This window comes from Streptomyces roseolus (assembly GCF_014649855.1).
GTDB classification, from domain to species: Bacteria; Actinomycetota; Actinomycetes; order Streptomycetales; family Streptomycetaceae; genus Streptomyces; species Streptomyces roseolus.
In genome coordinates this window covers 666-24,209 of the sequence record NZ_BMTV01000041.1, presented here as the reverse complement: position 1 = coordinate 24,209, position 23,544 = coordinate 666, and the positions used below count along the sequence as shown (strand labels likewise).

Here is a 23,544-nt window from a genome sequence, read left to right as displayed (position 1 = left end):
TCGGAGCCGACACCCTCGCCTACGTCCTCTACACCTCCGGCTCCACCGGCCGCCCCAAGGGCGTCGCGGTCGGCCGGGGTTCGCTGGCCGCGCACGCCGTCCGCTCCCGCGACCGCTACCCGGACGCGGCCGAAATGTCGCTGCTGCACTCCCCGGTCGCGTTCGACCTGACGGTGACCGCCCTGTTCACCACGCTGATCTCCGGCGGAACCCTCCTCCTCGCGGAGCTGGACGAACACGCCCAGGACTCCGGCGTCACCTTCGTCAAGGGCACGCCCTCCCACGTCGCCCTCCTGGACGAGCTGCCCGGCGTCCTCGACGCCACCGGAGAACGCGCCGGCACGCTCGTGCTCGGCGGCGAGCCGCTCACCGGAGAGATGCTGGAGCGCTGGCGCGCCCGCCACCCGCGGGCCCGGGTCTTCAACGACTACGGGCCGTCGGAGACCAGCGTCAACTGCTCCGACCTGCTCTTCGAACCCGGTGACCGGGTGCCGGAGGGCCTGCTGCCGATCGGCCGCCCGCTGCCCGGCAACCACATGTTCGTCCTCGACCACCTGCTCCAGCCCGTGCCGGTCGGCGTCGTCGGGGAGATCTACGTCTCCGGCGTCGGGGTGGCCCGCGGCTACCACGGCCGGCCCGGTCTGACCGCCGAGCGCTTCCTGCCCTGCCCGTTCGACGCCCCGGGCGCCCGGATGTACCGCACCGGGGACCTGGGACGCTGGCGGCCCGACGGGATCATGGAGTGCCTGGGCCGCACCGACGACCAGGTCAAGGTGCGCGGCTTCCGGGTGGAGCTGGGCGAGGTGGAAGCCGCGCTCGCCGCCCGCTCCGACGTCGCCCGCGCCACCGTCGTCGTGCGCGAGGACGAGCCGGGGGACAGGCGGCTGACGGGCTACGTGGTCCCCGAAGGCGGACCGGACGCGGACTTCGACCCGGCGGCCGCGCTGCGCGACCTGGCGGCCGCCCTGCCGCCGTACATGGTCCCGGCCGCCATCGTGGTCCTGTCCGAACTGCCGCGCACCGAGAACGGCAAGCTCGACCGCAGGGCGCTGCCCGCGCCCGAGTACGGCACCGCCTCCGCCGGACGCGCGCCGCGCACCGCCGCCGAGACCGCCCTGTGCGCCCTGTTCGCCGAAGTGCTCGGCGTGCCCGGGTTCACCCTGGACGACGACTTCTTCGCCCTGGGCGGCCACTCCCTGCTCGCCGTCCGGCTCGCCGGCCGCATCCGGGCCGAACTCGGACTGCGGCTCGACATCCGGACGATCTTCGACCACCGCACGGTCGCGGACCTCCTCGCCGATCCGCAGATCGCCGCCCAGCTCACCCCCGGCGGGACCACCACGGGGACCACCGCCGAGACGCCCGGCGAGACCACCGCGGAGACCCCCGGCACACGCGTCCCGGCGCCGCCCGCGCCGGCCCCCGACCCGGGGGCGCGGGCCGAACGGCTGCCCCTGTCGCCCGCCCAGCGCAGGCTGTGGTTCCTCAACCGCTACGACAGGGAGGCCGGCGGCTACCACATCAGCGTCGCGCTGCGGCTCACCGGCGACCTCGACGTCGACGCCCTGCACGCGGCCCTGGGCGATCTGACCGCCCGGCACGAGAGCCTGCGCACCGTCTTCCGCGAGGACGAGCAGGGGCCGCACCAGATCGTCCTGGCCCCGGGGGCCCCGCCCGCCCCGGCCGTCGTCCCCACCGCCGCCCACCGACTCGACGCCCTGGTGCGCGAAGCCGTCCGCCGCCCCTTCGACCTGGCCGACGACACCCCGCTGCGCCACACCCTCTTCGCGTTCCCGGAAGGCGAGCACGTCCTGCTCCTGGTCATCCACCACATCGCCGCCGACGGCTGGTCGATGGGGCCGCTGGCACGGGACCTGGCCGCCGCCTACCGCGCCCGCGCCGCCGGCCGCGCGCCCGACTGGCCGGCCCCGGCCCCCGGCCCCGCCCACCTGCTCGGCCGGCACCGCGACGCCGGGGACGACGCCGGCGACCCGGTGGACCGCCGCGTCGCCCACTGGGCCGAGGAACTGCGCGGACTGCCCGACGAACTCGCGCTGCCCTACGACCGGCCGCGCCCCACGACACCCCCCGGCCACGCCGAGCGGGTCTCCTTCCGCGTCGACGCCGGGCTGTACCGGGACGTGCGGGCGCTGGCGGCCCGCCACCGGGCCACCCCGTTCATGGTCCTCCACGCCGCCCTGGCCGCCCTGTGGCACCGGCTCGGCGCCGGCCCCGACATCCCCGTGGGCACCCCGTCCGCCGGCCGCGACCGGCCCGAGACCGCCGACCTCGTCGGCTTCCTGGTCAACACCCTGGTCCTGCGCACCGACACCTCGGGGGACCCGGCCTTCGCCGAACTCCTCGACCGGGTGCGCGAGACCGACCTGCGGGCCTACGCCCACCAGGACGTGCCCTTCGAGCGGCTGGTGGAGGCGGTCAACCCCGCCCGCTCGCCCAGCAGGCACCCGCTCGTCCAGACGATGATCACCTTCGACAACGCCGCCCACGGAGCGCTCGACCACCTCCTGGACCTGCCGGGCGTGCGCGCGGAGCCGCTGCCGACCGCCGAGGGCACCGCCCACACCGACGTCGAACTGACCTTCACCGAGACCGCGGCGGACGCCGACGGGAACGGACTCGACGCGTCCCTGCGCTACCGTCCCGACCTGTTCGACCGCACGACCGCGGCGGCTCTGGCCGAGCGGTTCGTGGCGCTGCTGCGCACCGTGACGCGCGAGCCAGGCCTGCGGCTCGGGCAGCTCGACGTCACCACCGCCGAGGAACGCCGGCGGCCGGCCGACGCCGCCGCACGGGCGCGGGCCGCCGCCGCCACCACCGTCGCCGACCTGCCCGCCCTCTTCGCCGCCGCCGCCGGTCGCGCGCCCTCCGCCCCCGCCCTCACCGACGGCCCGGCGACCCTGGACTACGCGGAACTCGACGCCCGGTCCAACCGCCTGGCCCGGGCCCTGCTCGGACTCGGCGTGGGACCGGAGGACTTCGTCGCCCTGGCGGTGCCCCGCTCGGCGGACCTGGTGGTGGCCGTGCTCGCCGTGCTGAAGTCGGGCGCCGCCTACCTCGCCGTCGACCCCGACCACCCGGCCGAGCGCACCTCGTACATCCTCCACGACTGCCGGCCGGTCGCCGTGCTCTCCACGACCGCCGTCCGCGAGACCCTGCACGGCACGGTCGGCGAGGCGGTCGGCGAGGTCCCGTGGCTGCTGCTCGACGCGCCCCCGACCGGAGGCCCGGCGGCCGGCCGCTCGGCCGCGCCGGTCACCGACGCCGACCGCCGGTCCCCCCTGCTCCCCGACCACCCGGCCTACACCATCTACACCTCCGGCTCGACCGGGCGGCCCAAGGGCGTGGTCGTCAGCCACGCCAACGTCTCACGCCTGCTGACCGCCTGCCGCGCGGCCGTGGACTTCGGACCCGACGACGTCTGGACGCTCTTCCACTCCAGCGCCTTCGACTTCTCGGTGTGGGAGATGTGGGGGCCCCTGGCGCACGGCGGCCGGCTGGTCGTCGTCCCGCACGACGTGGCCAGGTCACCCGGCGACCTCCTGGAGCTGCTGGGCCGCGAACGCGTCACGGTGCTCAGCCAGACGCCCTCCGCCTTCCTCCAGCTCCTGCGGGCGGAGTCCGACCTCGGCGTCCCCCCGGGGACCACCGCCGCGCTGCGGTACGTCGTCTTCGGCGGGGAAGCGCTGGACACCGCCCAACTCGCCCCCTGGCGGGGCCGCCCGGTCCGCCTGGTCAACATGTACGGGATCACCGAGACCACCGTCCACGTCACCCACCTGGAGCTGGACGACGCCGCCGTGGAGCGCGGCGGCAGCCCGATCGGCACGCCCCTGGACGACCTGCGCGCCCACGTGCTCGACCAGGGGCTGCTCCCCGTGCCGGTGGGCGTCGTGGGCGAACTGTACGTCGCCGGCCCCGGCCTGGCCCGCGGCTACCGCCGCCGCCCCGGCCTGAGCGCCACCCGCTTCGTCGCCGACCCGTTCGACGCCGGCGGCCGTATGTACCGGACCGGCGACCTCGTCCGGCGCACCCGGGACGGCGGCCTCCACTACGTCGGCCGGTCCGACTCCCAGGTGAAGCTGCGCGGCTACCGCATCGAGCCCGGCGAGATCGAGGCCGCCGCCCGCCGCCACCCGGACGTCGCCCAGGCGGCCGCCGCCGTGCACGGCGGAGGACCGGACGACCGGTACCTGGTCTGCTACGCGGTGCCGGCCGCCGGCGCCGACCCCGACCCGCACGAGGTGCGCGCCCACCTGGCCGACGCCCTGCCCGGCTACATGGTCCCCGCCGCCGTGGTGCTGCTGACCGCCCTGCCGCTGACCCCCAACGGCAAGCTGGACCGGGCGGCGCTGCCCGCCCCCGACCGGGCGGCGTGGGCCACCGGCGGCGCCCCGGCCGGACCGCGCGAGGAAGCGCTCTGCGCCGCCTTCGCCGACGTCCTCGGCGTCCAGGAGGTCAGCCGCGACGCCGACTTCTTCGCCCTGGGCGGCCACTCCCTCTCGGCGGTCCGGCTCATCAGCCGGATCAGGTCGGCGCTCGGCGTGGAGATCGGCATCCGCACGCTCTTCGAGGCGCCCACGCCCGCCGCCCTGTCCCGGCGCCTCGACACGGCCGGGACCGGACGGCCCCGCCTCCTCCCGCGCCGGCGACCGGACCGCGTCCCGCTCTCCTCCGCCCAGCGCAGGCTGTGGTTCCTCGGAGAACTGGAAGGACCGAGCGCCACCTACAACATCCCGCTCGCCCTGCGCCTGCGCGGCCGTCTCGACGTCGACGCCCTGCGCACCGCCCTGGCCGACGTGGTGGGCCGGCACGAGGCCCTGCGCACCGTCTTCCCGGCCGAGAACGGCGACCCCCACCAGCACGTGGTCGCGCCCGGACGGGCCGCGCCCGCCCTCGACGTCGTGGACGTCACCGAGGAGGAGCTGCCCGCCGCCCTCGCCGAGGCCCGCGGACACGCGTTCACCCTCACCGAGGACCTTCCGCTGCGGGCCGTGCTGCTGCGCACCGGCCCCGCCGACCACGTGCTCTCCCTCGTGCTCCACCACATCGCGGGCGACGGCTGGTCGCTGGCCCCGCTCGCCCGCGACCTGAGCACCGCCTACGCCGCACGGCGGGAGGGCCGCGCCCCGCAGTGGCGGCCCCTGCCGGTGCAGTACGCCGACCACACCCTCTGGAAGCAGGAGCTGCTCGGCTCGGCGGACGACCCCGACAGCCTCTTCGCCCGCCAACTCGCCTTCTGGCGCGACACGCTGGAGGGCGCGCCGGAACAGATCGAGCTGCCCACCGACCGGCCGCGTCCCGCGATGGAGAGCCACCGGGGCGCGATCCACCGCTTCACCCTCCCCGCCCCGCTGCGCGACCGGCTGCGTGCCCTGGCGCACTCCCGGGGGGCGACCCTCTTCATGGCCCTGCAGGCCGGACTCGCCGCGCTGTTCGCCGCACTGGGGGCCGGACGGGACGTCGTCCTCGGCGCCCCGGTCGCCGGCCGCGGCGACGAGGCGGCCGACGACCTCGTCGGCTTCTTCGTCAACACCCTTCCGCTCCGCACCGACCTCGGCGGCGACCCCACCTTCGAGGAACTGCTCGACCGCGTCAGGGACGCCGACCTGTCCGCCTTCGCCCACCAGGACATCCCGTTCGAGCAGCTGGTGGAGGCGCTCAACCCCGCCCGCTCCCTCTCCAGGCACCCCGTCTTCCAGGTGCTCCTCGCCCTCCAGAACAACGAGCGCGGCGAGGCCGTCATGCCGGGCCTGGAGGTCACCGTCGAACGCCCCGCCCAGGCGGCGGCCAAGTACGACCTCTTCGTCAACCTCGTGGAGACCCGGGACGAGGACGACGGGGCGACCGCCGTCGAGGGCGCGGTCGAGTACGCCACCGACCTCTTCGACGCCCGCACCGTCGCCCGGCTGACCGAGCGCTACCACGACCTGCTCCTGGCCGCCGTCGAGGAGCCCACGACACGGCTCAGCCGGATGCCCGTGCTCGACGCGGCGGAACGCGCCGCACTCACGGCCGAATGGGACGCCACCGCCGCGGGCCCGGCCGAGGACCTGATCGGCCTCTTCCGCGCCCGCGCCGCCGAGACGCCCGACGCGGTGGCGGTCCGCAGCGCCGGGGAGGACCTCACCTACGCCCAGCTCGACGAACGGTCCGGACGGGTCGCGGCGGCCCTCGCCGGGCACGGCGCCGGCCCCGAGAGCCGGGTCGCGGTGTGCCTGCCGCGCACCGCCGACCTGGTGGCCGGGCTGCTCGGTGTCCTGCGGGCCGGCGCCGCCTACGTACCGCTGGACCCGGAGTACCCGGACGAGCGCATCGCCGCGATCCTGGCCGACACCCGCCCGGCGGCGCTGCTCACCACGGCGGACTGCCGCCCCGCGATCACCGGGGCCGCGACCGCCGCCGGCGGAGCCGTCCTCCTCGCGGCCGACGCCGCACACGGCGCGGGCCCCCTGCCCGAACCCCCCGCCCCGCTGCCCGGCCAGGCCGCGTACGTCCTGCACACCTCGGGCTCCACCGGACGCCCCAAGGGCGTCGTCGTCAGCCGGGGCAACCTCGCCAACCTCCTGGCCGACATGCGGGACCGGCTGCGCCCCACCGCCGACGACCGGCTGGTCGCCGTCACCACGGTCAGCTTCGACATCGCCGCCCTCGAACTCTTCCTCCCGCTGGTCAGCGGCGCCGGACTGGTCCTGGCCGACCGCGGCGCTGCACGGGACCCCGAGACACTGGCCGCCCTGCTCACCGCGAGCGGTGCCACCCTCCTCCAGGCCACCCCGACCACCTGGCAGCTGCTGGCCGAGACCGCCCCCGACGCCCTGCGCGGGCTGCGCAAGCTGGTCGGCGGCGAAGCCCTCCCCGCCTCCCTGGCCTCCCGGCTGCGCGACCTGGGCGGCGAACTCGTCAACGTCTACGGACCCACCGAGACCACCATCTGGTCCACCGCCGCCCACCTCGACCGGGTCACCGGCGGCGCCCCGCCCATCGGCCGGGCACTGCGCGGCACCCGCGCCTACGTGCTGGACGAGTGGCTGAACCCGCGCCCCGAGAACGTACCCGGCGAGCTGTACCTGGCCGGCGCCGGCGTGGCCCGCGGCTACCTGGGGCGCGGCGCCCTGACCGCGGAGCGCTTCACCGCCGACCCCTTCGGCGCGCCGGGCGGCCGCATGTACCGCACGGGCGACCTGGTCCGCCGCCGCGCGGACGGGGAACTGGAATTCCTCGGACGCACCGACCACCAGGTCAAGGTCCGGGGCTTCCGCATCGAGCTGGGCGAGATCGAGACGGCCCTCGGCGCGCACCCGCACGTCGCCGGGGCGGTCGTGGTCGCCCGCACGCCGTCCGGCGCGGCCCCCGTGCCGGACGCCCCGGCCCCGCGACGGCTGGTGGCCTACGTGGTCCCCGAGCCCCACCGCGCCGCCCCCGACGACAGCCGGGAGCAGAACCGGCTCGACGAGTGGCGGGAGGCGTACGACACCCTCTACGGCGGCTCCGCGCCCGCCCCCCTCGGCCACGACTTCGGGATCTGGCGCAGCAGTCACGACGGGCGGCCCATCCCCCTGGACGAGATGCTCCAGTGGCGGGCGGCCACGGTGGACCGCATCCGGGCGCTGCGGCCCGCACGGCTGCTGGAGATCGGGGTCGGCACCGGACTGCTGCTCTCGGAGCTGGCGGAGGACTGCGTCGCGTACCACGGGACCGACCTGTCCGCACGGGCGATCGAGACGCTGCGCGAACAGGTCGACGCGGAACCCGCCCTGAAGGAGAAGGTCGAGCTGCACGTCCGCCCGGCCCACGACTTCGGCGGCCTGCGCCGGGGCTTCTACGACACGATCGTGCTCAACTCCGTCGTCCAGTACTTCCCCGACGCCGGCTACCTCACCCGCGTGCTGCGCGGCGCGCTCGACCTGCTCGCCCCCGGCGGGCGGCTCTTCGTCGGCGACGTCCGCAGCCTGGCCCTGCTGCGCGCCTTCCGCGCCTCGGTGGAGACCGGCAACAGCGCCGTCTCCGAAGCCCCCGCCGCGGTGCTGGCCGCCGCCGACCGCAGGACGGCCGCGGAGAACGAACTCGTCATCGCCCCCGGCTACTTCGCGCGGCTGCGGCGGGAGGCCGGCGAACCGCTCCTCCTGGACGTGCGCCTCCGGCGCGGAAGGACGTACAACGAGCTGACGCGCTACCGCTACGACGTCCTGCTGGCCAAGCAGGAGCCCGGCGCCGCGCCCCCCGCCGTGCCCCCGGCCACCGAACTGCGCTGGACGCCGGAGGCCGGCGACGCCGGGCGGCTGGCCGGGATCTGCGCGGCGCACCCCGGCGCGCTGCGCGTCACCGCGATCCCCAACGCCCGCGTGCGGCGCGAGACCGCCGCCCTCGCCGCCCTGGAGGGCGGGCGACCGGTCACCGAGGTGCGGCGGCTGCTTGAGGGCCCCGCCGACGGAGTGGATCCGGAGGACCTGTACGACGCCGCGGCCGCCGCCGGACGCACCGCCTGGGTGACCTGGTCGGCCGAGGGCCCGCCGGACACCGTGGACCTCGTGCTGGCCCCGGCCGGCGGGGACGGCGCGGCGCCGGTGGCGCCGCCGGCCGAGCTGTGGCCCGGCGAGCCGGACGCGGACCGGCCGGAGACGAACGACCCGACCGCCGGGTCGCACCACCGCGAACTGGCCGCCCGGCTCCGGTCCCACCTGGCCGAACGGCTGCCGGACTACATGGTCCCCTCGGCCGTCGTCGTCCTCGACGCCCTCCCGCTGACCGCCAACGGGAAGGTGGACCGGAACGCGCTGCCCGACCCCGACCCGGCGGGCACGGACGCCGGCCGCCCGCCGCACACGCCCCGGGAGAAGCTGCTCTGCGCGCTCTTCGCCGACCTGCTGGGCCTCGCCCGGGTCGGGGTCCAGGACAGCTTCTTCGGCCTCGGCGGCGACAGCGTCCTGTCCGTCCGCCTCGTCAGCCGCGCCCGCGCACACGGGCTGCCGCTGACCACCCGCGACGTCTTCGAGCACCACACCGCGGCCGCGCTCGCGGCGGCCCTGGAAGGCAGGGAACCCGAGGGCGGACCGACCGGCGGCCCGCCGGACCCCGACGCCACCGCCCCGCGGCCCATCAGCGCCGACGAACTCGCCGAGCTGGAGGACGAGCTCGGCGCGGACTGGGAGGAGACGCAGTGAACGGTCCGCAGCGCAGGGTCGAGGAGGTCCTGGCGGTCACCCCGCTCCAGGAAGGGCTGCTCTTCCACGCGGTCTTCGACGAGAACGTCCCCGACGCCTACGTCAGCCGGCTGGTCCTGGCCCTCTCCGGGGAGCTGGACGCCGACCGGCTGCGACGGGCCGCCCAGGCGCTGGTGGCACGCCACCCGGCGCTGCGCTCGGCCTTCCGCCAGCGCCGCTCGGGGGAGTGGTTCCAACTGGTCGCCACCCGCGCCGCGGTGCCCTGGCAGGAGCTGGACCTGCGGTCCGTGGGGAGCCCGGCGGAGGCGGACAAGCACCTGGAGGCGCTCCTGGACGAGCACCACCGCACCGGGTTCGACCTCGGCCGCCCGCCCCTGCTGCGCTTCCTGCTGGCCAGGACCGGCGAGGACCGCCACCAGTTGGCCGTGACCTATCACCACCTCGTCCTCGACGGCTGGTCCATGCCCATCCTGATGCGGGAACTGGCCGCGCTGTACGGCAGCGACGGCGACCCCTCCGCGCTCCCGCCCGTCCGCCCGCACCGCGACCACCTCGACTGGCTGGCCCGCCGCCCGCCCGAGCAGAGCGCCCACGCCTGGCGGCAGGCGCTGGCGGGACTGCCCGGCCCCACCCTGATCGCCCCGGACGCCGACCGCAACGGCCCGCCTCCCAGGTCGGTGTGGACCCGGCTCGGCGGGCGGGACACCCGCGCCCTCGGCGCGTGGGCGCGTGCCCGCGGCGTGACGGTGAACTCGGCGGTGCAGGCCGCCTGGGCGACCGTGATCGGCCGCCTCACCGGACGCGACGACGTCGTCTTCGGGACGACCGTCTCGGGGCGGCCGCCGGAGCTGCCCGGCGCCGAGGAGATGGTCGGGTTCTTCATCAACACCGTGCCGACGCGCGTGCGGATGCGGCCGGCCGAGCCGATCGGCGACCTCGTCGTCCGGATCCAGTGCGAGCAGACCGCCCTCATGGAGCACCAGCACGTCCGGCTCTCCGACATCCAGCGCTGGTCCGACCGGACCGTGCTCTTCGACACCTCCACCGCCTTCGAGAACTACCCCGCCGACGACCTGTCCGCCGTCGGCTCCGCCGACCACGCGGGCCTGCGCGTCGAGGGAGGCTCCGGCCGCACCACCAACCACTTCCCCCTCTCCCTCTACGCGCTCCCCGGCCCGGCGCTCCGCCTGCGCCTGGACCACCGCCCCGACGCCGTGGACGACGTCACCGCACGCCACGCGGCGGACCTGCTGGAACGCGCCCTGACCGCCGTCCACAGCGCCCCCGACACCCCGACCGTCGCGCTCGCCGCCCCCGCGACGGCACGGGCGGCGCGCCCGCCGGTACCCCGCCCCGCACCGCCGGGCGCCCCGGCCACGATCGTGGACGCGTTCGAGGCGCGGGTGCGGGCGACCCCCGGGGCCCCCGCCGTCCTCGCCGACGGCGAGGAGCTGACCTACGCCGAACTCGACGCCCGGGCTAACCGGCTGGCGCGCCTGCTCCTGGAGCGGGGGGTCGGACCCGAGAGCCGGGTCGCCCTCACCGTCTCCCGGAACGCCTGGCTGCCCGTCGCCGTGCTCGGCATCCTCAAGGCGGGCGGCTGCTACGTCCCCGTGGGCGCCGCGCTGCCGCGGGAGCGCGCCGCCCGCATCCTCCGCGAGACCGCACCGGTCTGCCTGCTCACCGACCCCGACGCCGAGGCCGCCCGGACCCGGCACACCGCCTCCACGGGGCACGACCGGCCCGAGACCGCGCCGGGCGGCGTCGAGCGCGTCGTCCTGACCGGAGCGCTCCTCGCCGCGTACGACCCGGCCGCGCCGACCGACGCCGAACGGGCCGGGCCACTGCTCCCCGGCCACCTCGCCTACCTCCTCCACACCTCCGGCTCCAGCGGCCGGCCCAAGGGGGTCGCCGTCGAACACGCCCAGGTGACCGCCCTGCTGTCCTGGGCCGGCACCGGCGTCGGAGCCGACCGGCTGCACCGGACCGTGGCCTCCACCTCGGAGAGCTTCGACGTGTCGGTCTTCGACACCCTCGTCCCGCTGCTCACCGGCGGCCGCATCGAGATCGTGGAGAACACCCTGGCCGTCGCCGACCGGACCGGCGGCGAACCCTCCCTCCTGAACGCCGTCCCCTCGGCGCTGCAGGCGCTCCTCGAGCGCGGCGAGCCGCTCGCCGTCCACACCTTCCTCTGCGCCGGCGAACCCTTCCCCGCCCCGCTGGCCCGAGCCCTGCGCGCCGCGTTCCCGCGGGCGCGCGTGGCCAACCTCTACGGACCGACCGAGACGACCGTCTTCGTCACCGCCCGCTTCCTGGACGGCACCGACGACGGCGCGCCCTCCATCGGCCGCCCGCTGCCCGGCGTGCGCATCCACCTCCTCGACCCCTGGCTCCGCCCCGTGCCGGACGGAGTCGTGGGGGAGCTGTACATCGCCGGCGACCACGTCACCCGCGGCTACTGGCAGCGCCCGGACACGACGGCCGAACGCTACGTCGCCGACCCCTTCGGCGCGCCCGGCGCCCGCATGTACCGCAGCGGCGACCTCGGGCGGCTCCGCCCCGACGGGGAGATCGACCTGGTCGGCCGGGCCGACGGCCAGGTGAAGGTGCGCGGCCACCGGGTCGAGCTGGGAGAGGTGGAGGCCGCGCTGGCCTCCCACCCGGACGTCCTGCGGGCCGCCGCCGCCGTGCACGACGGCGGACCCGCCGGACCGCGCCTGGTGGGCTACGTCGTCCCCCGCGGCACGACGCCCGACACGGCCGCGGTCCTGGACCACGCGCGACGCCAGGTGCCCCCTTACATGGTGCCCTCGGCGCTCGTGGTCCTGGACGAACTGCCGCTGACCGTCAACGGCAAGCGGGACCGCGCCGCGCTGCCGCCTCCGCCCGACCGGAGCGACGCCACGCGGGCGCGCGCCCCCCGGGGCCCGCACGAGACGATCCTGCTCGGACTGTTCGCCGACGTGCTCGGCGTACGCCCGGCCGGCATCGACGACGACTTCTTCGCCCTGGGCGGCCACTCGCTGCTCGCCACCCGCCTGGTCAGCCGGGTGCGCACCACCCTCGGAGCCGAACTGGCGGTGCGGGACCTCTTCGAACACCCCACGGTGGCCGCCCTGTACGCCAGGATCGCCCGTGCCGGGGCGGCCCGGCCGCCGGTCTCCCGCGTCCACGAGCGGCCCGACCGCGTCCCCCTCTCCTTCGCCCAGCGGCGGCTGTGGTTCCTCCACCGCCTCCAGGGCCACAGCGCCGCCTACCACGTCCCGCTCGCGCTCCGCCTCACCGGACGCCTCGACACGGCCGCGCTGCGCGGCGCGATCGCCGACGCGGTCGCCCGGCACGGAAGCCTGCGCACCGTCTTCGACGAGGACGCCGACGGCGTCCGCCAGGTCGTCCGGGACGCCTCGGCCGCCGCCCGGCTGATCACCCTGGTCCCGGAGCCGGTCGAGGACCCGCTGCGGGCGGCGGAGGAGGCGGTGGCCGAGCCCTTCGACCTGACGGCCGGACCGCCCCTGCGGTGCAGGCTGTTCACCCGGTCCGAGGACCCGGCGGACCCGCGCGCGGGCCAGGAGCCGGAAGAACACCTGTTCCTGCTGGTGGTGCACCACATCGCGGCCGACGGCTGGTCGCTGCGGATCATCGCGCGGGACGTGGCCGCCGCGTACGCCGCCCGCGTGCGCGGCGAGGACTTCGCCCCCGCCCCGATCCCCGTCGACTACGTCGACCACACCCTGTGGCAGCACCGGGTGCTCGGCGGCCCCGACGCGGACGGCGGCCCGCTCGACGCCCAGCTCGCCCACTGGCAGCGGCAGCTGGCCGGCCTGCCGCAGGAGATCGCGCTGCCGGCCGACCGGCCGCGCCCGGCCGTCTCCTCCCACCGGGGCGAGGACGTGGACTTCACCGTCCCCGCCGCCGTGACCGCACGGATCGGGGAGCTGGCGGGAACCACCGGCACCACGCCCTTCATGGTCCTCCAGGCCGCACTGGCGGTCCTGCTGCACCGCATGGGGGCGGGAGCCGACATCCCGCTGGGCACCCCCGTCGCCGGGCGCACCGACAGCGCGGTCGAGGGGGTCGTCGGACTCTTCGTCAACACCCTGGTCCTGCGCACGGACCTGAGCGGCTCGCCCACCTTCGCCCAACTCCTGGGCCGGGTCCGCGCCACCGCCCTGGACGCCTACGCCCACCAGGACGTGCCCTTCGAGCGGCTGGTCGAGGTGCTCGCCCCCGAGCGCTCCCTGGCCCGCCACCCCCTCTTCCAGGTCTCCCTCGTCCTGCAGAACCTCGACGAGGCGGCGCCGCCGGTGGACGGACTGCCCGGGCTGCGCGCCGAGGCGGTCCGCACCCGGCGCGACGGCGCGAAGGTCGACCTGTCCTTCGTGCTGGCCCCGGGCGGACCGGGGGGCGGCGACATGCCCGGAGTCCTCACCTACAGCGCCGACCTCTTCGACCGCGCGACCGCGCAGGGGCTCGTGGACCGGCTGCTGCGGGTGCTGGACCAGGTGCTCGCCGCCCCCGCCACCCCCGTGGGGCGGGTGGACGTGCTCCTGCCCGGCGAGGCGCGGCGCGAGCGGGAGCACAGCCGCGGACCGGACGCGGCGGGAGACGCGGACGAACCGCTGGCACTCTTCGAGAAGTGGGCGGCGACCGCCCCCGACGCCCCCGCCCTGCGGTGGGACGGCGGCCGGCTGACCTACGCCGAACTGGACCGGAAGGCGGACGCGGTGGCCCGCGTGCTCATCGGGCGCGCCCTCGGGCCCGAGGACGTGGTCGCGGTCGTCGCCCCGCGCGACCCGGACGTGGTGGCCGCGCTCCTCGGGGTGCTCAAGTCCGGCGCCGCGTACCTCCCGATCGACGAGGCGTGGCCGCTCGAACGGCGCCGGCGGGTGACCGCCGACGCCGGGGTGCGCCTGCTCCTGGCAGCGGGGGACACCGCCGCCGCCCGGGCCGCCTTCGGCCCCTCCTGCGGCCCGGACACCGAAGTCCTCGGCCTCGCGGACCCGGCCTTCCGCACCACCGGCGGTCCGGCCCTCCCGGCCGGGCGGAGCCACCCGCGCTCACTGGCGTACGTCCTCTACACTTCCGGCTCCACCGGGCACCCCAAGGGCGTGGGCGTGGAGCGCCGGGCACTGGCGCACTACGTGGAAGGGGCCGTCCGCCGCTACCCGGACGCGGCGGCGACGGCCCTGCTCCACTCCCCGCTGACCTTCGACCTCACCGCCACCGCCCTGTTCACCCCCCTCGCCTCGGGCGGCTGCGTCGTCCTGGGGGAGGTGGACCGTGCGGCGGAGGCCCACCCGGTGGACTTCGTCAAGGCGACGCCTTCCCACCTGCCGCTCCTTGACCGGCGTCCCGGACTGCTCGGGGAGCACGGCACCCTCGTCCTGGGCGGTGAAGCCCTCGACGGGCGGGCCCTGCGCGACTGGCGGGCCGCCCACCCGCACGCCGAGGTCGTCAACGCCTACGGCCCCACGGAGCTGACCGTCAACTGCGCCGAGCACCGCATCGCCCCCGGCGACCCGGTGCCGGACGGGCCGGTGCCGATCGGCCGCCCGTTCGCCGGCGTCCGCGCGATGGTGCTCGACACGGCACTGGCACCCGCGCCCCCGGGCGTGGCCGGGGAGCTGTACGTCGCCGGGCCCGGGGTGGCCCGCGGCTACCTGGGGCAGCGCGCCCTGACCGCCGAGCGGTTCGTGGCCTGCCCGTTCGGGGAGCCGGGGGAGCGGATGTACCGCACCGGCGACCTCGTCCGCCGCCTTCCCGGCGGCGAACTGGAGTACGTGGGCCGGACGGACGAGCAGGTGAAGCTGCGGGGCTTCCGGATAGAACTGTCCGAGGTGGCGCGCGCCCTGGCCGCCGAGGAGTCGGTCGCCCGCGCGGTCGCCGTCGTACGGGAGGACCGTCCGGGCGACCGGCGGCTGACCGGCTACGTGGTCCCGGCGGCGGGAGCCCGCCCGCACGAGGACGACCTGCGCGGCGCGGTGGCCCGCACCCTGCCCGACTACATGGTGCCCTCCGCCGTCGTGGTCCTCGACGAACTGCCCACCACGCCCCACGGAAAGCTCGACCGGCGCGCACTCCCCGCCCCGGCGCACCGCTCGCGGGGCGGCCGCCCGCCGCGCGACGAGCGCGAGCGGGACCTGTGCCGGATCTACGCCGAGGTGCTGGGCCTGCCCGAGGTCGGCGCCGAGGACGACTTCTTCGCGCTCGGCGGCCACTCCCTGCTCGCCACCCGGCTGGTCAACCGCATCCGGGCCGAACGCGCCGAAGAACTAGACGTACGGACCGTGTTCGAGGCCCGGACGGTCGCCGCGCTGGCGGCCCGGCTGCGGACCGGCCGCCCTGACACCCGCCCCGCGTTGCGACGGATGTCGCGGTCGGAGGACTTGTGATGCTTCCCCTCTCCCTCGCCCAGCAGCGGCTGTGGTTCCTCCACACGATGGACGGCCCCAGCTCCACCTACAACATCCCCACGGCGCTGCGGATGACCGGCGCGCTGGACGTCGCCGCGCTGGGCGAGGCCCTGCGCGACCTCGTACGGCGCCACGAGACGCTCCGCACCGTCTTCCCCGACACCGACGACGGTGCCCGGCAGCACGTCCTGCCCGCCGACGGGACCGCCGTCGAGCTGGCCGTCACCCGGTCCACCGAGGACGAGCTGCCCGCCGCCCTGGCCCGCGAGGCCGGCCACGCCTTCGACCTGGCCCGCGAAGTCCCGATCAGGGCGAAGCTGTTCGCGCTCGGCGAGCGGGAACACGTGCTCTGCCTGGTGATCCACCACATCGCCAGCGACGGCTGGTCGCGCACCCCGCTCGCCCGCGACCTCGCCACCGCCTACGCCGCCCGCAGCGCCGGACACGCCCCGCGGTGGGAGGAGCTCCCCGTCCAGTACGGCGACTACACCCTCTGGCAGCGCGAACTCCTCGGCTCGGAGGACGACCCCGAGAGCCTGCTCAGCCGCCAGACGGCGCACTGGAAGCAGCGGCTCGCGGGCCTGCCGGACGCCATCGAACTGCCCCTGGACCGTCCTCGCCCGCCGATCGCCGGCCACCGCGGCGACACCGTCCCCTTCGCCCTCCCGCCCCGGACCCACGAGCGGATCGCCGCGCTCGCCGCCCGCCACGGCGCGACCACCTTCATGGTGGTGCAGGCGGCCCTGGCCGGCCTGCTGTCCCGGCTGGGCGCGGGCACCGACATCCCCCTGGGCACCCCGGTCGCCGGACGCACCGACGAAGCGCTGGAGGGGCTGATCGGCTTCTTCGTCAACACCCTCGTGCTGCGCACGGACACCTCGGGGAACCCCACCTTCGACGAACTGGTCGAACGGGCCCGCGCGTGCGCCCTGGACGCCTACGCCCACCAGGACGTGCCGTTCGAGCGGCTGGTGGAGGCCCTCGCCCCCGAGCGCTCCCTGGCCCGCCACCCGCTCTTCCAGGTGAGCCTGAGCCTCCAGCACGCCACCGACCACACGGCCCTCCTGGACGGTCTGGAGATCGCCCCCCTGGACACGGGATGGCGGGCGGCCAAGTTCGACCTGTCCCTGGACCTCCTGGAGAAGCGCGGCCCCGACGGCCGCCCGGACGGCATCGCCGGCACCGTCGAGTACTCCACCGACGTCTTCGACGCCGCCACCGTCCGCGGGATCGGGGAACGCCTCGTCCGCCTCCTGGAGGCCGGGACCGCCGACCCCGAGGCGCGGCTGCTCTCCATCGACCTGCTCTCCGCCGACGAACGGCGGCGCGTGCTGGAGGAGTTCGCCGCCGTACCCGCGGCCGCCGAAGCCGTGGCCGGCGAGTCCGTGGCCGGCGAGGGACCGGAGGCGGTGTGCGACGCCTTCGCCCGCCAGGCGGCGGCCACCCCCGAGGCCCTGGCCGTCGTCGCCGGCCAGGTCGCGCTCACCTTCGCCGAGGCCGACGCCAGCGTCTCCCGGCTGGCCCGGCTGCTGATCTCCCGGGGCGCCGGCCCCGAGGTCCGCGTCGCCGTCTGCCTGGACCGCGGCGCCCTGTGGCCGACGACCGTCCTGGCGGTGCTGCGCAGCGGCGCGGTCTACGTACCGCTGGACCCGCGCTCCCCGCACGAGCGCCTGGCCGCCGTCGAACGCGACGTCGCCCCCCTCCTCGTCCTCGCCGAGCACGCCACCGAGGCCGCGGTCGCCGGACTCGCCGCCCCCGTCCTCGTCCTGGACGACCCCGGCACCCGGGCCGCGATCGACGCCCTGGACCCGGGCCCGGTCACCGACGCCGACCGCACCGCGCCCCTCCTGCCCGGGCACGCGGCGTACGTCATCCACACCTCGGGCTCCACCGGCCGGCCCAAGGGGGTCGTGGTGGACCACCGGGGCCTGTCGCGGCTGCTCCAGGCGCACCGCCGGGTCACCTTCTCCCGCGTCCGCCCCTCCGCCGGCGGCCCCGGCCGCGCCGCCCACGTCTCCTCCTTCTCCTTCGACGCCTCGTGGGACCCGCTGCTCGCGATGGTCGCGGGCCACGAACTGCACATGATCGACGAGGACCTGCGGTTCGACCCGCCGGGCGTGGTGGCCTACTTCCGCGACCGCCGCATCGACTACGTCGACCTCACCCCCACCTACTTCCGCAGCCTGCTCGACGCCGGACTGCTGGAGGAGGGCGCCCCCTGCCCGTCCCTCGTCGCCCTGGGCGGCGAGGCGATGGACGGCGAGCTGTGGGAGCGGCTGCGGGCGGCCGCCCCCCGCGTGACCGCGATGAACACCTACGGCCCCACCGAGACCGCCGTCGACGCCGTGGTGACCGTCCTGGGCGACCTGCCCCCGGGCACGATCGGCCGGCCCGTGCCCCGCTGGCGGGCCTACGTCCTCGACGCGGGACTGCGGCCGGTCCCGCCCGGCGTGCTGGGCGAGCTGTACCTCGCCGGACCCGGAGTCGCCCGCGGCTACCTGGGGCAGCACGCGCTGACCGCCGAGCGGTTCGTGGCCTGCCCGTTCGGGGAGCCGGGAGAGCGGATGTACCGCACCGGCGACCTGGCGCGGTGGCTTCCCGACGGCCACCTGGTCTGCGTCGGACGCGGCGACGAGCAGGTCAAGATCCGGGGGTTCCGCATCGAGCCCGGCGAGGTGGAGGCCGCCCTGCGGGAGCTGGAGGGCGTCGCGGCGGCCGCCGTGACCGTCCGCGAGGACACCCCCGGAACGCGCAGACTGGTGGGGTACGTCGTCGGGGCCCCCGACGCCGACGACCACCTGCTCCGGCCCGCCGAGGTGCTGGCACGCCTGCGCGACCGACTGCCCGACCACCTGGTGCCGTCGGCGGTCGTACGCATCGGCGAACTGCCCGTCAACGCCAGCGGCAAACTGGACCGGGCCGCGCTCCCGGCCCCCGACCCCGCGGACTTCCCCGCCGGCCGGCGACCGCGCACCGCCTCGGAACGGGAGCTGTGCGCGCTGTTCGCGGACGTCCTCGGCGCCGGGAGCGTCGGCGTCGACGACGACTTCTTCGGCCGGGGCGGCGACAGCATCCTCTCCATCCAGCTGGTGGGCAGCGCCCGCCGGGCGGGCCTGGAGTTCACCGTCCGGCAGGTCTTCGAGCTGCGCACCCCCGCGGCCCTGGCCGCCGCCGCCCGCAGGACCGACGCCGCACGCGACGAGGAAGCCGCCCTCGCCGTCGGACCGCTGCCGCCGCTCCCCGTGGTCGTCGAGACCCTCGCGGCCGGCGGCCCGGTCCACGCGTACAACCAGTCGGTCGTCCTCGGGTCCCCGCCGGACGCCGCGCCCGACGACGTACGCGACGCGCTCCAGGCCCTCCTCGACCGGCACGACGCGCTGCGCGTCCACGCCGCCCCGGCGGCCGGCCCCGGCCGCCTCTGGGACCTGCGGGTGGCGGAGGCCGGCACGGTCACGGCCGAGCGGTGCCTGCGCCGGATCGACGCGACCGGGATGTCCGACGAGGAACTGGCGCGGGCGCAGGCAGCCGAGGCCGTCACCGCGCGCGCGTCCCTCGACCCCCTCTCCGGAGCCCTCGTCGCCGCCGTCTGGTTCGACCGGGGCGACCGGCCGGGCCGGCTCGTCCTTGTGATCCACCACCTCGCCGTCGACGGCGTCTCCTGGCGCATCCTGCTCGGCGACCTCCGCGAGGCGTGGCGGGCGCTGCGCGCCGGCCGCCGCCCCGAACTCCCCCGTACCGGCACCTCGCTGCGCACCTGGGCCACCCGGCTCACCGAACGGGCCACCGACCCGGCCGTCACCGCCCAGCTGGACCACTGGACGGCCACGCTCGCCGACGACGGCCCCGCACCGGGCAGCCGCCCGCTGGACCGGGCCCGGGACACCGTCGCCACCTCCGCCGTCCTCAGCGGAGAACTGCCCGCCTCCCTCACCACCGCCCTGCTCGGCCCCGCCCCGGCGGCCTTCCGCGCCGGGGTGAACGACCTGCTGCTGACCGCCTTCGCCCTCGCCGTCGCCCACTGGCGGGGCGAGGAGGACGCACCGGTCCTGGTGGACCTGGAGGGCCACGGCCGGAACGAGGAACTGGTTCCGGGGGCGGACCTGTCCCGCACCGTCGGCTGGTTCACCGCCGTCCACCCGGTGCGGCTCGCCGCCGGGAGGGTCACCGCCGCCGACCTCGCCGAGCACGGTCCGGCCGTCGGCGACGCGATCAAACGGATCAAGGAGCAACTGCGCGCCGTCCCCGACGGAGGGCTGGGACACGGCCTGCTGCGCCACCTGAACCCCGACACCGCCCCCCGCCTCCACGGCCTCGCCCGCGCCCGCTTCGGCTTCAACTACCTCGGCCGGTTCGCCGCCGAGCAGGGCGCGGGCGAGGACGGCTGGCCGCTGCTCGGCAGCGGCCCCGCGGGCCTGCACCCGGACACCCCGCTCGACCACGAGATCGAGGTCAACGTCGTCACGGCCGAGGGCCCGGACGGGCCCCGGCTGATCACCCGCTGGACCTACGCCACCGGCCTGCTCACCGAGGAGGAGGTGCGCCGCCTCACGCGGTCCTGGTCGCTGGCGCTGCACGCCGTCGTCGACCACGCCACCGCCGCCGGAGCGGGCGGCCTCACCCCCTCCGACGTGGCCGTCCCCGACCTCGGCCAGGCCGAGATCGAACAGCTCGAACGCCGCTCCGGCACCGCCCTGGAGGACGTCCTGCCGGTCGCCCCCCTCCAGGAGGGCCTGCTCTTCCACAGCGTGTACGACCGGCGCGCCCTGGACGTCTACGTCGGCCAGCTCGCCTTCCGCCTGGACGGAGAGATCGACCGGGACGCCCTGCGGGCGGCCGCCGCCGCGCTGCTCGCCCGCCACACCAGCCTGCGGACGGGCTTCCACCAACGGGAGTCGGGCCAGTGGGTGCAGGCCGTGGCCCGGACGGTGGAGCTGCCGTGGCGCTTCCACGACCTGCTCGACCCGCACGGCGGCCCCGCGGACGCCGGGTCCGCGCGACGTCTGGAGGAGCTGGCCGCGGCCGAACGCACCGAGCGGTTCGACCTCACCCGCCCGCCGCTCGTCCGCTTCCTCCTGGCCCGCACCGCCCCCGAGCGGTACCAGTTCGTGATCACCACCCACCACACCGTCGTGGACGGCTGGTCCATCCCCATCCTGCTGCGCGAACTGCTCGCGCTCTACGGCGGGGACCCGCTGCCCCCGGCCCCCGGCCACCGCCTCCACGCCGACTGGCTGGCCGCACGCGACCTCGAGGCGGCGCGCGAGGCGTGGACGCGTGCGCTGGCGGACACGGACGGGCCGACCCTGCTCGCGCCCGGCGCGTCGCGCGTCGGAGACGTCCCCGAGTCGGTGCGGCTGAACCTGCCCGAGGACGTCTCCGCACGGCTGCGGACCCGCGCCCGCGAGGCCGGCGCCACCCTCAACTCCGTCGTCCAGGCCGTCTGGGCCCTCGTCCTCGCCCAGGAGACCGGCCGCTCGGACGTCACGTTCGGCATCACCGTCTCGGGCCGCCCGGCGGAACTCCCCGGGGCCGAGGACCTGGTCGGCATGCTGGTGAACAAGATCCCGCTGCGCGTCCGCCTCCACCCGGCCGAACCCCTCATGGAACTGGTCCGGCGGCTGGAGAAGGAACAGCTCGAACTCCTGGAGCACCAGCACGTCCCGCTCACCACCCTGCACCGCTGGAGCGGCCTGCCCGAACTCTTCGACACCACCATGGTGTTCGAGAACTACCCGGCGGAGATCACCGCCCGGCAGGCGCCCTTCCGCGCGACGGGCACGGCCGGTCACAGCCGCAACCACTACCCCCTCACCCTGGTCGGCTCCATGCGCGGGACCGAGCTGACCGTCCGCGTCGACTACCGCCCCGACCTCTTCGCCGAGGACTGGGCCCGCTCCCTGGCCGAGAGGGTGATCGCCGCCCTGACCGAGGCCGCCGACCGCCCCTCCGCCCCCGCCGGCACCCTCGACCTGCTCGGCGCCGAGGAGCGCGCCCGCCTCCTGGAGTGGGGCACCGGCGCCGCGCCGGAGGACGCCCCGCGCACCTACGTCGAGCTGTTCGAGGAGCAGGCCGCCCGCACCCCCGACGCCCCGGCGGTCCTCTCGCCCGGCGGCGTCCTCACCTACGCCGAGCTGGACCGGCAGGCGAACGGCGTCGCCCGGTGGCTGGCCGACCGCGCCGGATCCGTCGCCGGCGCCGAGGTCCGCGTCGGCGTGCTGGCCCCCCGCCGCCCCGAAGTGCTCGCCGTCCTCCTCGGCGTCCTCAAGTCGGGGGCCGCCTACGTCCCCCTCGACGAGCAGTGGCCCGCCGAGCGCCTCCGCACGGTCCTGGAGGACTGCCGCCCCGCGCTCGTGCTGGCCCCCACGGGCGCCGGGAGCGACGCCGCACGGGAGTCCGGCGCGACGGTGCTCCCCGTGGACCCGGCCGCCCTCGCCGCACACGGCCCCCAGGCCCCGGCCGACGCCGAGCGGATACGCCCCCTGACGCCCGGCGGAGCCGCGTACGCCCTCTACACCTCGGGGTCCACCGGCCGCCCCAAGGGCGTGGTGATCGACCACGGCGCCCTGGCCGCGTACGTCGTCGGCGCGCGCCGCCGCCACCCCGACGCGGCCGGGACCTCGCTGGCCCACACCTCGCTCGCCTTCGACCTCACCGTCACCACCCTGCTCACCCCGCTCACCGCGGGCGGAGCCGTGCGCCTGGGCGAACTGGACGAGTCCGCCCGGGCCGCCGGAGCCACCCTGATCAAGGCGACGCCCTCCCACCTGCCCCTGCTGAGCGAGCTGCCCGGAGCCCTGCGCGACGGGGGCACCCTGATCCTCGGCGGCGAGGCGCTGACCGGCGGACGGCTGCGCCCCTGGCTCGAACGGCACCCCGACGCCCGGGTCGTCAACGCCTACGGGCCGACGGAACTCACGGTCAACTGCACCGAGTACCGACTGCCGGAGGGAGAACCGGTCGGCGAAGGACCGGTGCCCATCGGCCGCCCGTTCGCCGGGGTACGGGTCCACGTGCTCGGCCCCGGCCTGCGCCCGGTCCCCGCCGGGGGACCGGTCGGCGAACTGTACGTCTCCGGCACGGGGGTGGCCCGGGGCTACCTGGGCCGGCCGGGACTGACCGCCGAACGGTTCGTGGCCTGCCCGTTCGGGGAGCCGGGGGAGCGGATGTACCGCACCGGCGACCTCGTCCGCTGGCGGAGCGACGGCCAGCTGGAGTACGTCGGCCGAAGCGACGACCAGGTCAAACTGCGCGGATTCCGCATCGAGACCGCGGAGGTCGCCCGCGTCCTGGAGGCCTGCCCCTCCGTCGGCGGCGCGGTGGTGGTGCTGCGCGAGGACCAGCCGGGCGACCAGCGCCTGGTCGGCTACCTCGTACCGGCCGCCGGAAGCGGCGCGCTCGACAAGGAGGCGGTGTCGGACGCGGTCCGGGCGGTGCTGCCCGAGTACATGGTCCCCTCGGCGCTGGTGGTGCTGGAGGACGGGCTGCCGCTGACGGTCAACGGCAAGGTCGACCGGCGCGCGCTGCCGGCGCCGGAGGCGGAGCCGGTCCGCCCCGCGGGCCGGGCGCCGCGCGGGCCGCGCGAGGAGATCCTGTGCGGGCTCTTCGCCGACGTGCTGGGCGTGCCCGCGGTCGGCGTGGACGACGACTTCTTCGCCCTGGGCGGTCACTCCCTGCTCGCCATCGTCGTGATCAGCCGGATCAGGGCCCTGCTCGACGTGGACGTGGCCATCGACGCGCTCTTCGAGGCCCCCACGGTGGCCCGGCTGGCCGCCCGGCTCGACGGGCCCGGACGCGGTCACGGCGCCGTGCGCCCGGCGGTGCCCCGCCCCGGCCGCCTCCCGCTCTCCTACGCCCAGCTCCGCCTGTGGCTCCTCCACCGGATCGAGGGGCCGAGCGCCACCTACACCGTCCCGCTGGCGCTGCGCCTGTCCGGTCCGCTGGACGTGGCC

3 protein-coding genes (1 of these 3 cut by a window edge) are annotated in these 23,544 nt (G+C 76.6%); all 3 read left to right on the top strand.

Annotated elements, in window-relative coordinates:
• A protein-coding gene (locus tag IE245_RS33160; protein WP_189954487.1) for a non-ribosomal peptide synthetase crosses the window boundary here: on the top strand, positions 1 to 9,182 show its end. The gene continues 9,649 nt to the left of window position 1, outside the view; only the last 9,182 of its 18,831 coding nucleotides appear in the window; its start codon lies beyond the left edge, outside the window; its stop codon occupies positions 9,180 to 9,182.
• Entirely contained in the window at positions 9,179 to 15,574 is a 6,396-nt protein-coding gene (locus tag IE245_RS33155) for a non-ribosomal peptide synthetase (RefSeq protein WP_189954485.1), read from the top strand. Before IE245_RS33160 ends, IE245_RS33155 begins: the two co-directional genes overlap by 4 nt.
• On the top strand, positions 15,574 to 23,544 hold a 7,971-nt coding region (locus tag IE245_RS33150; protein ID WP_189954483.1), incomplete at its 3' end, for a non-ribosomal peptide synthetase. The genes IE245_RS33155 and IE245_RS33150, both read left to right, overlap by 1 nt.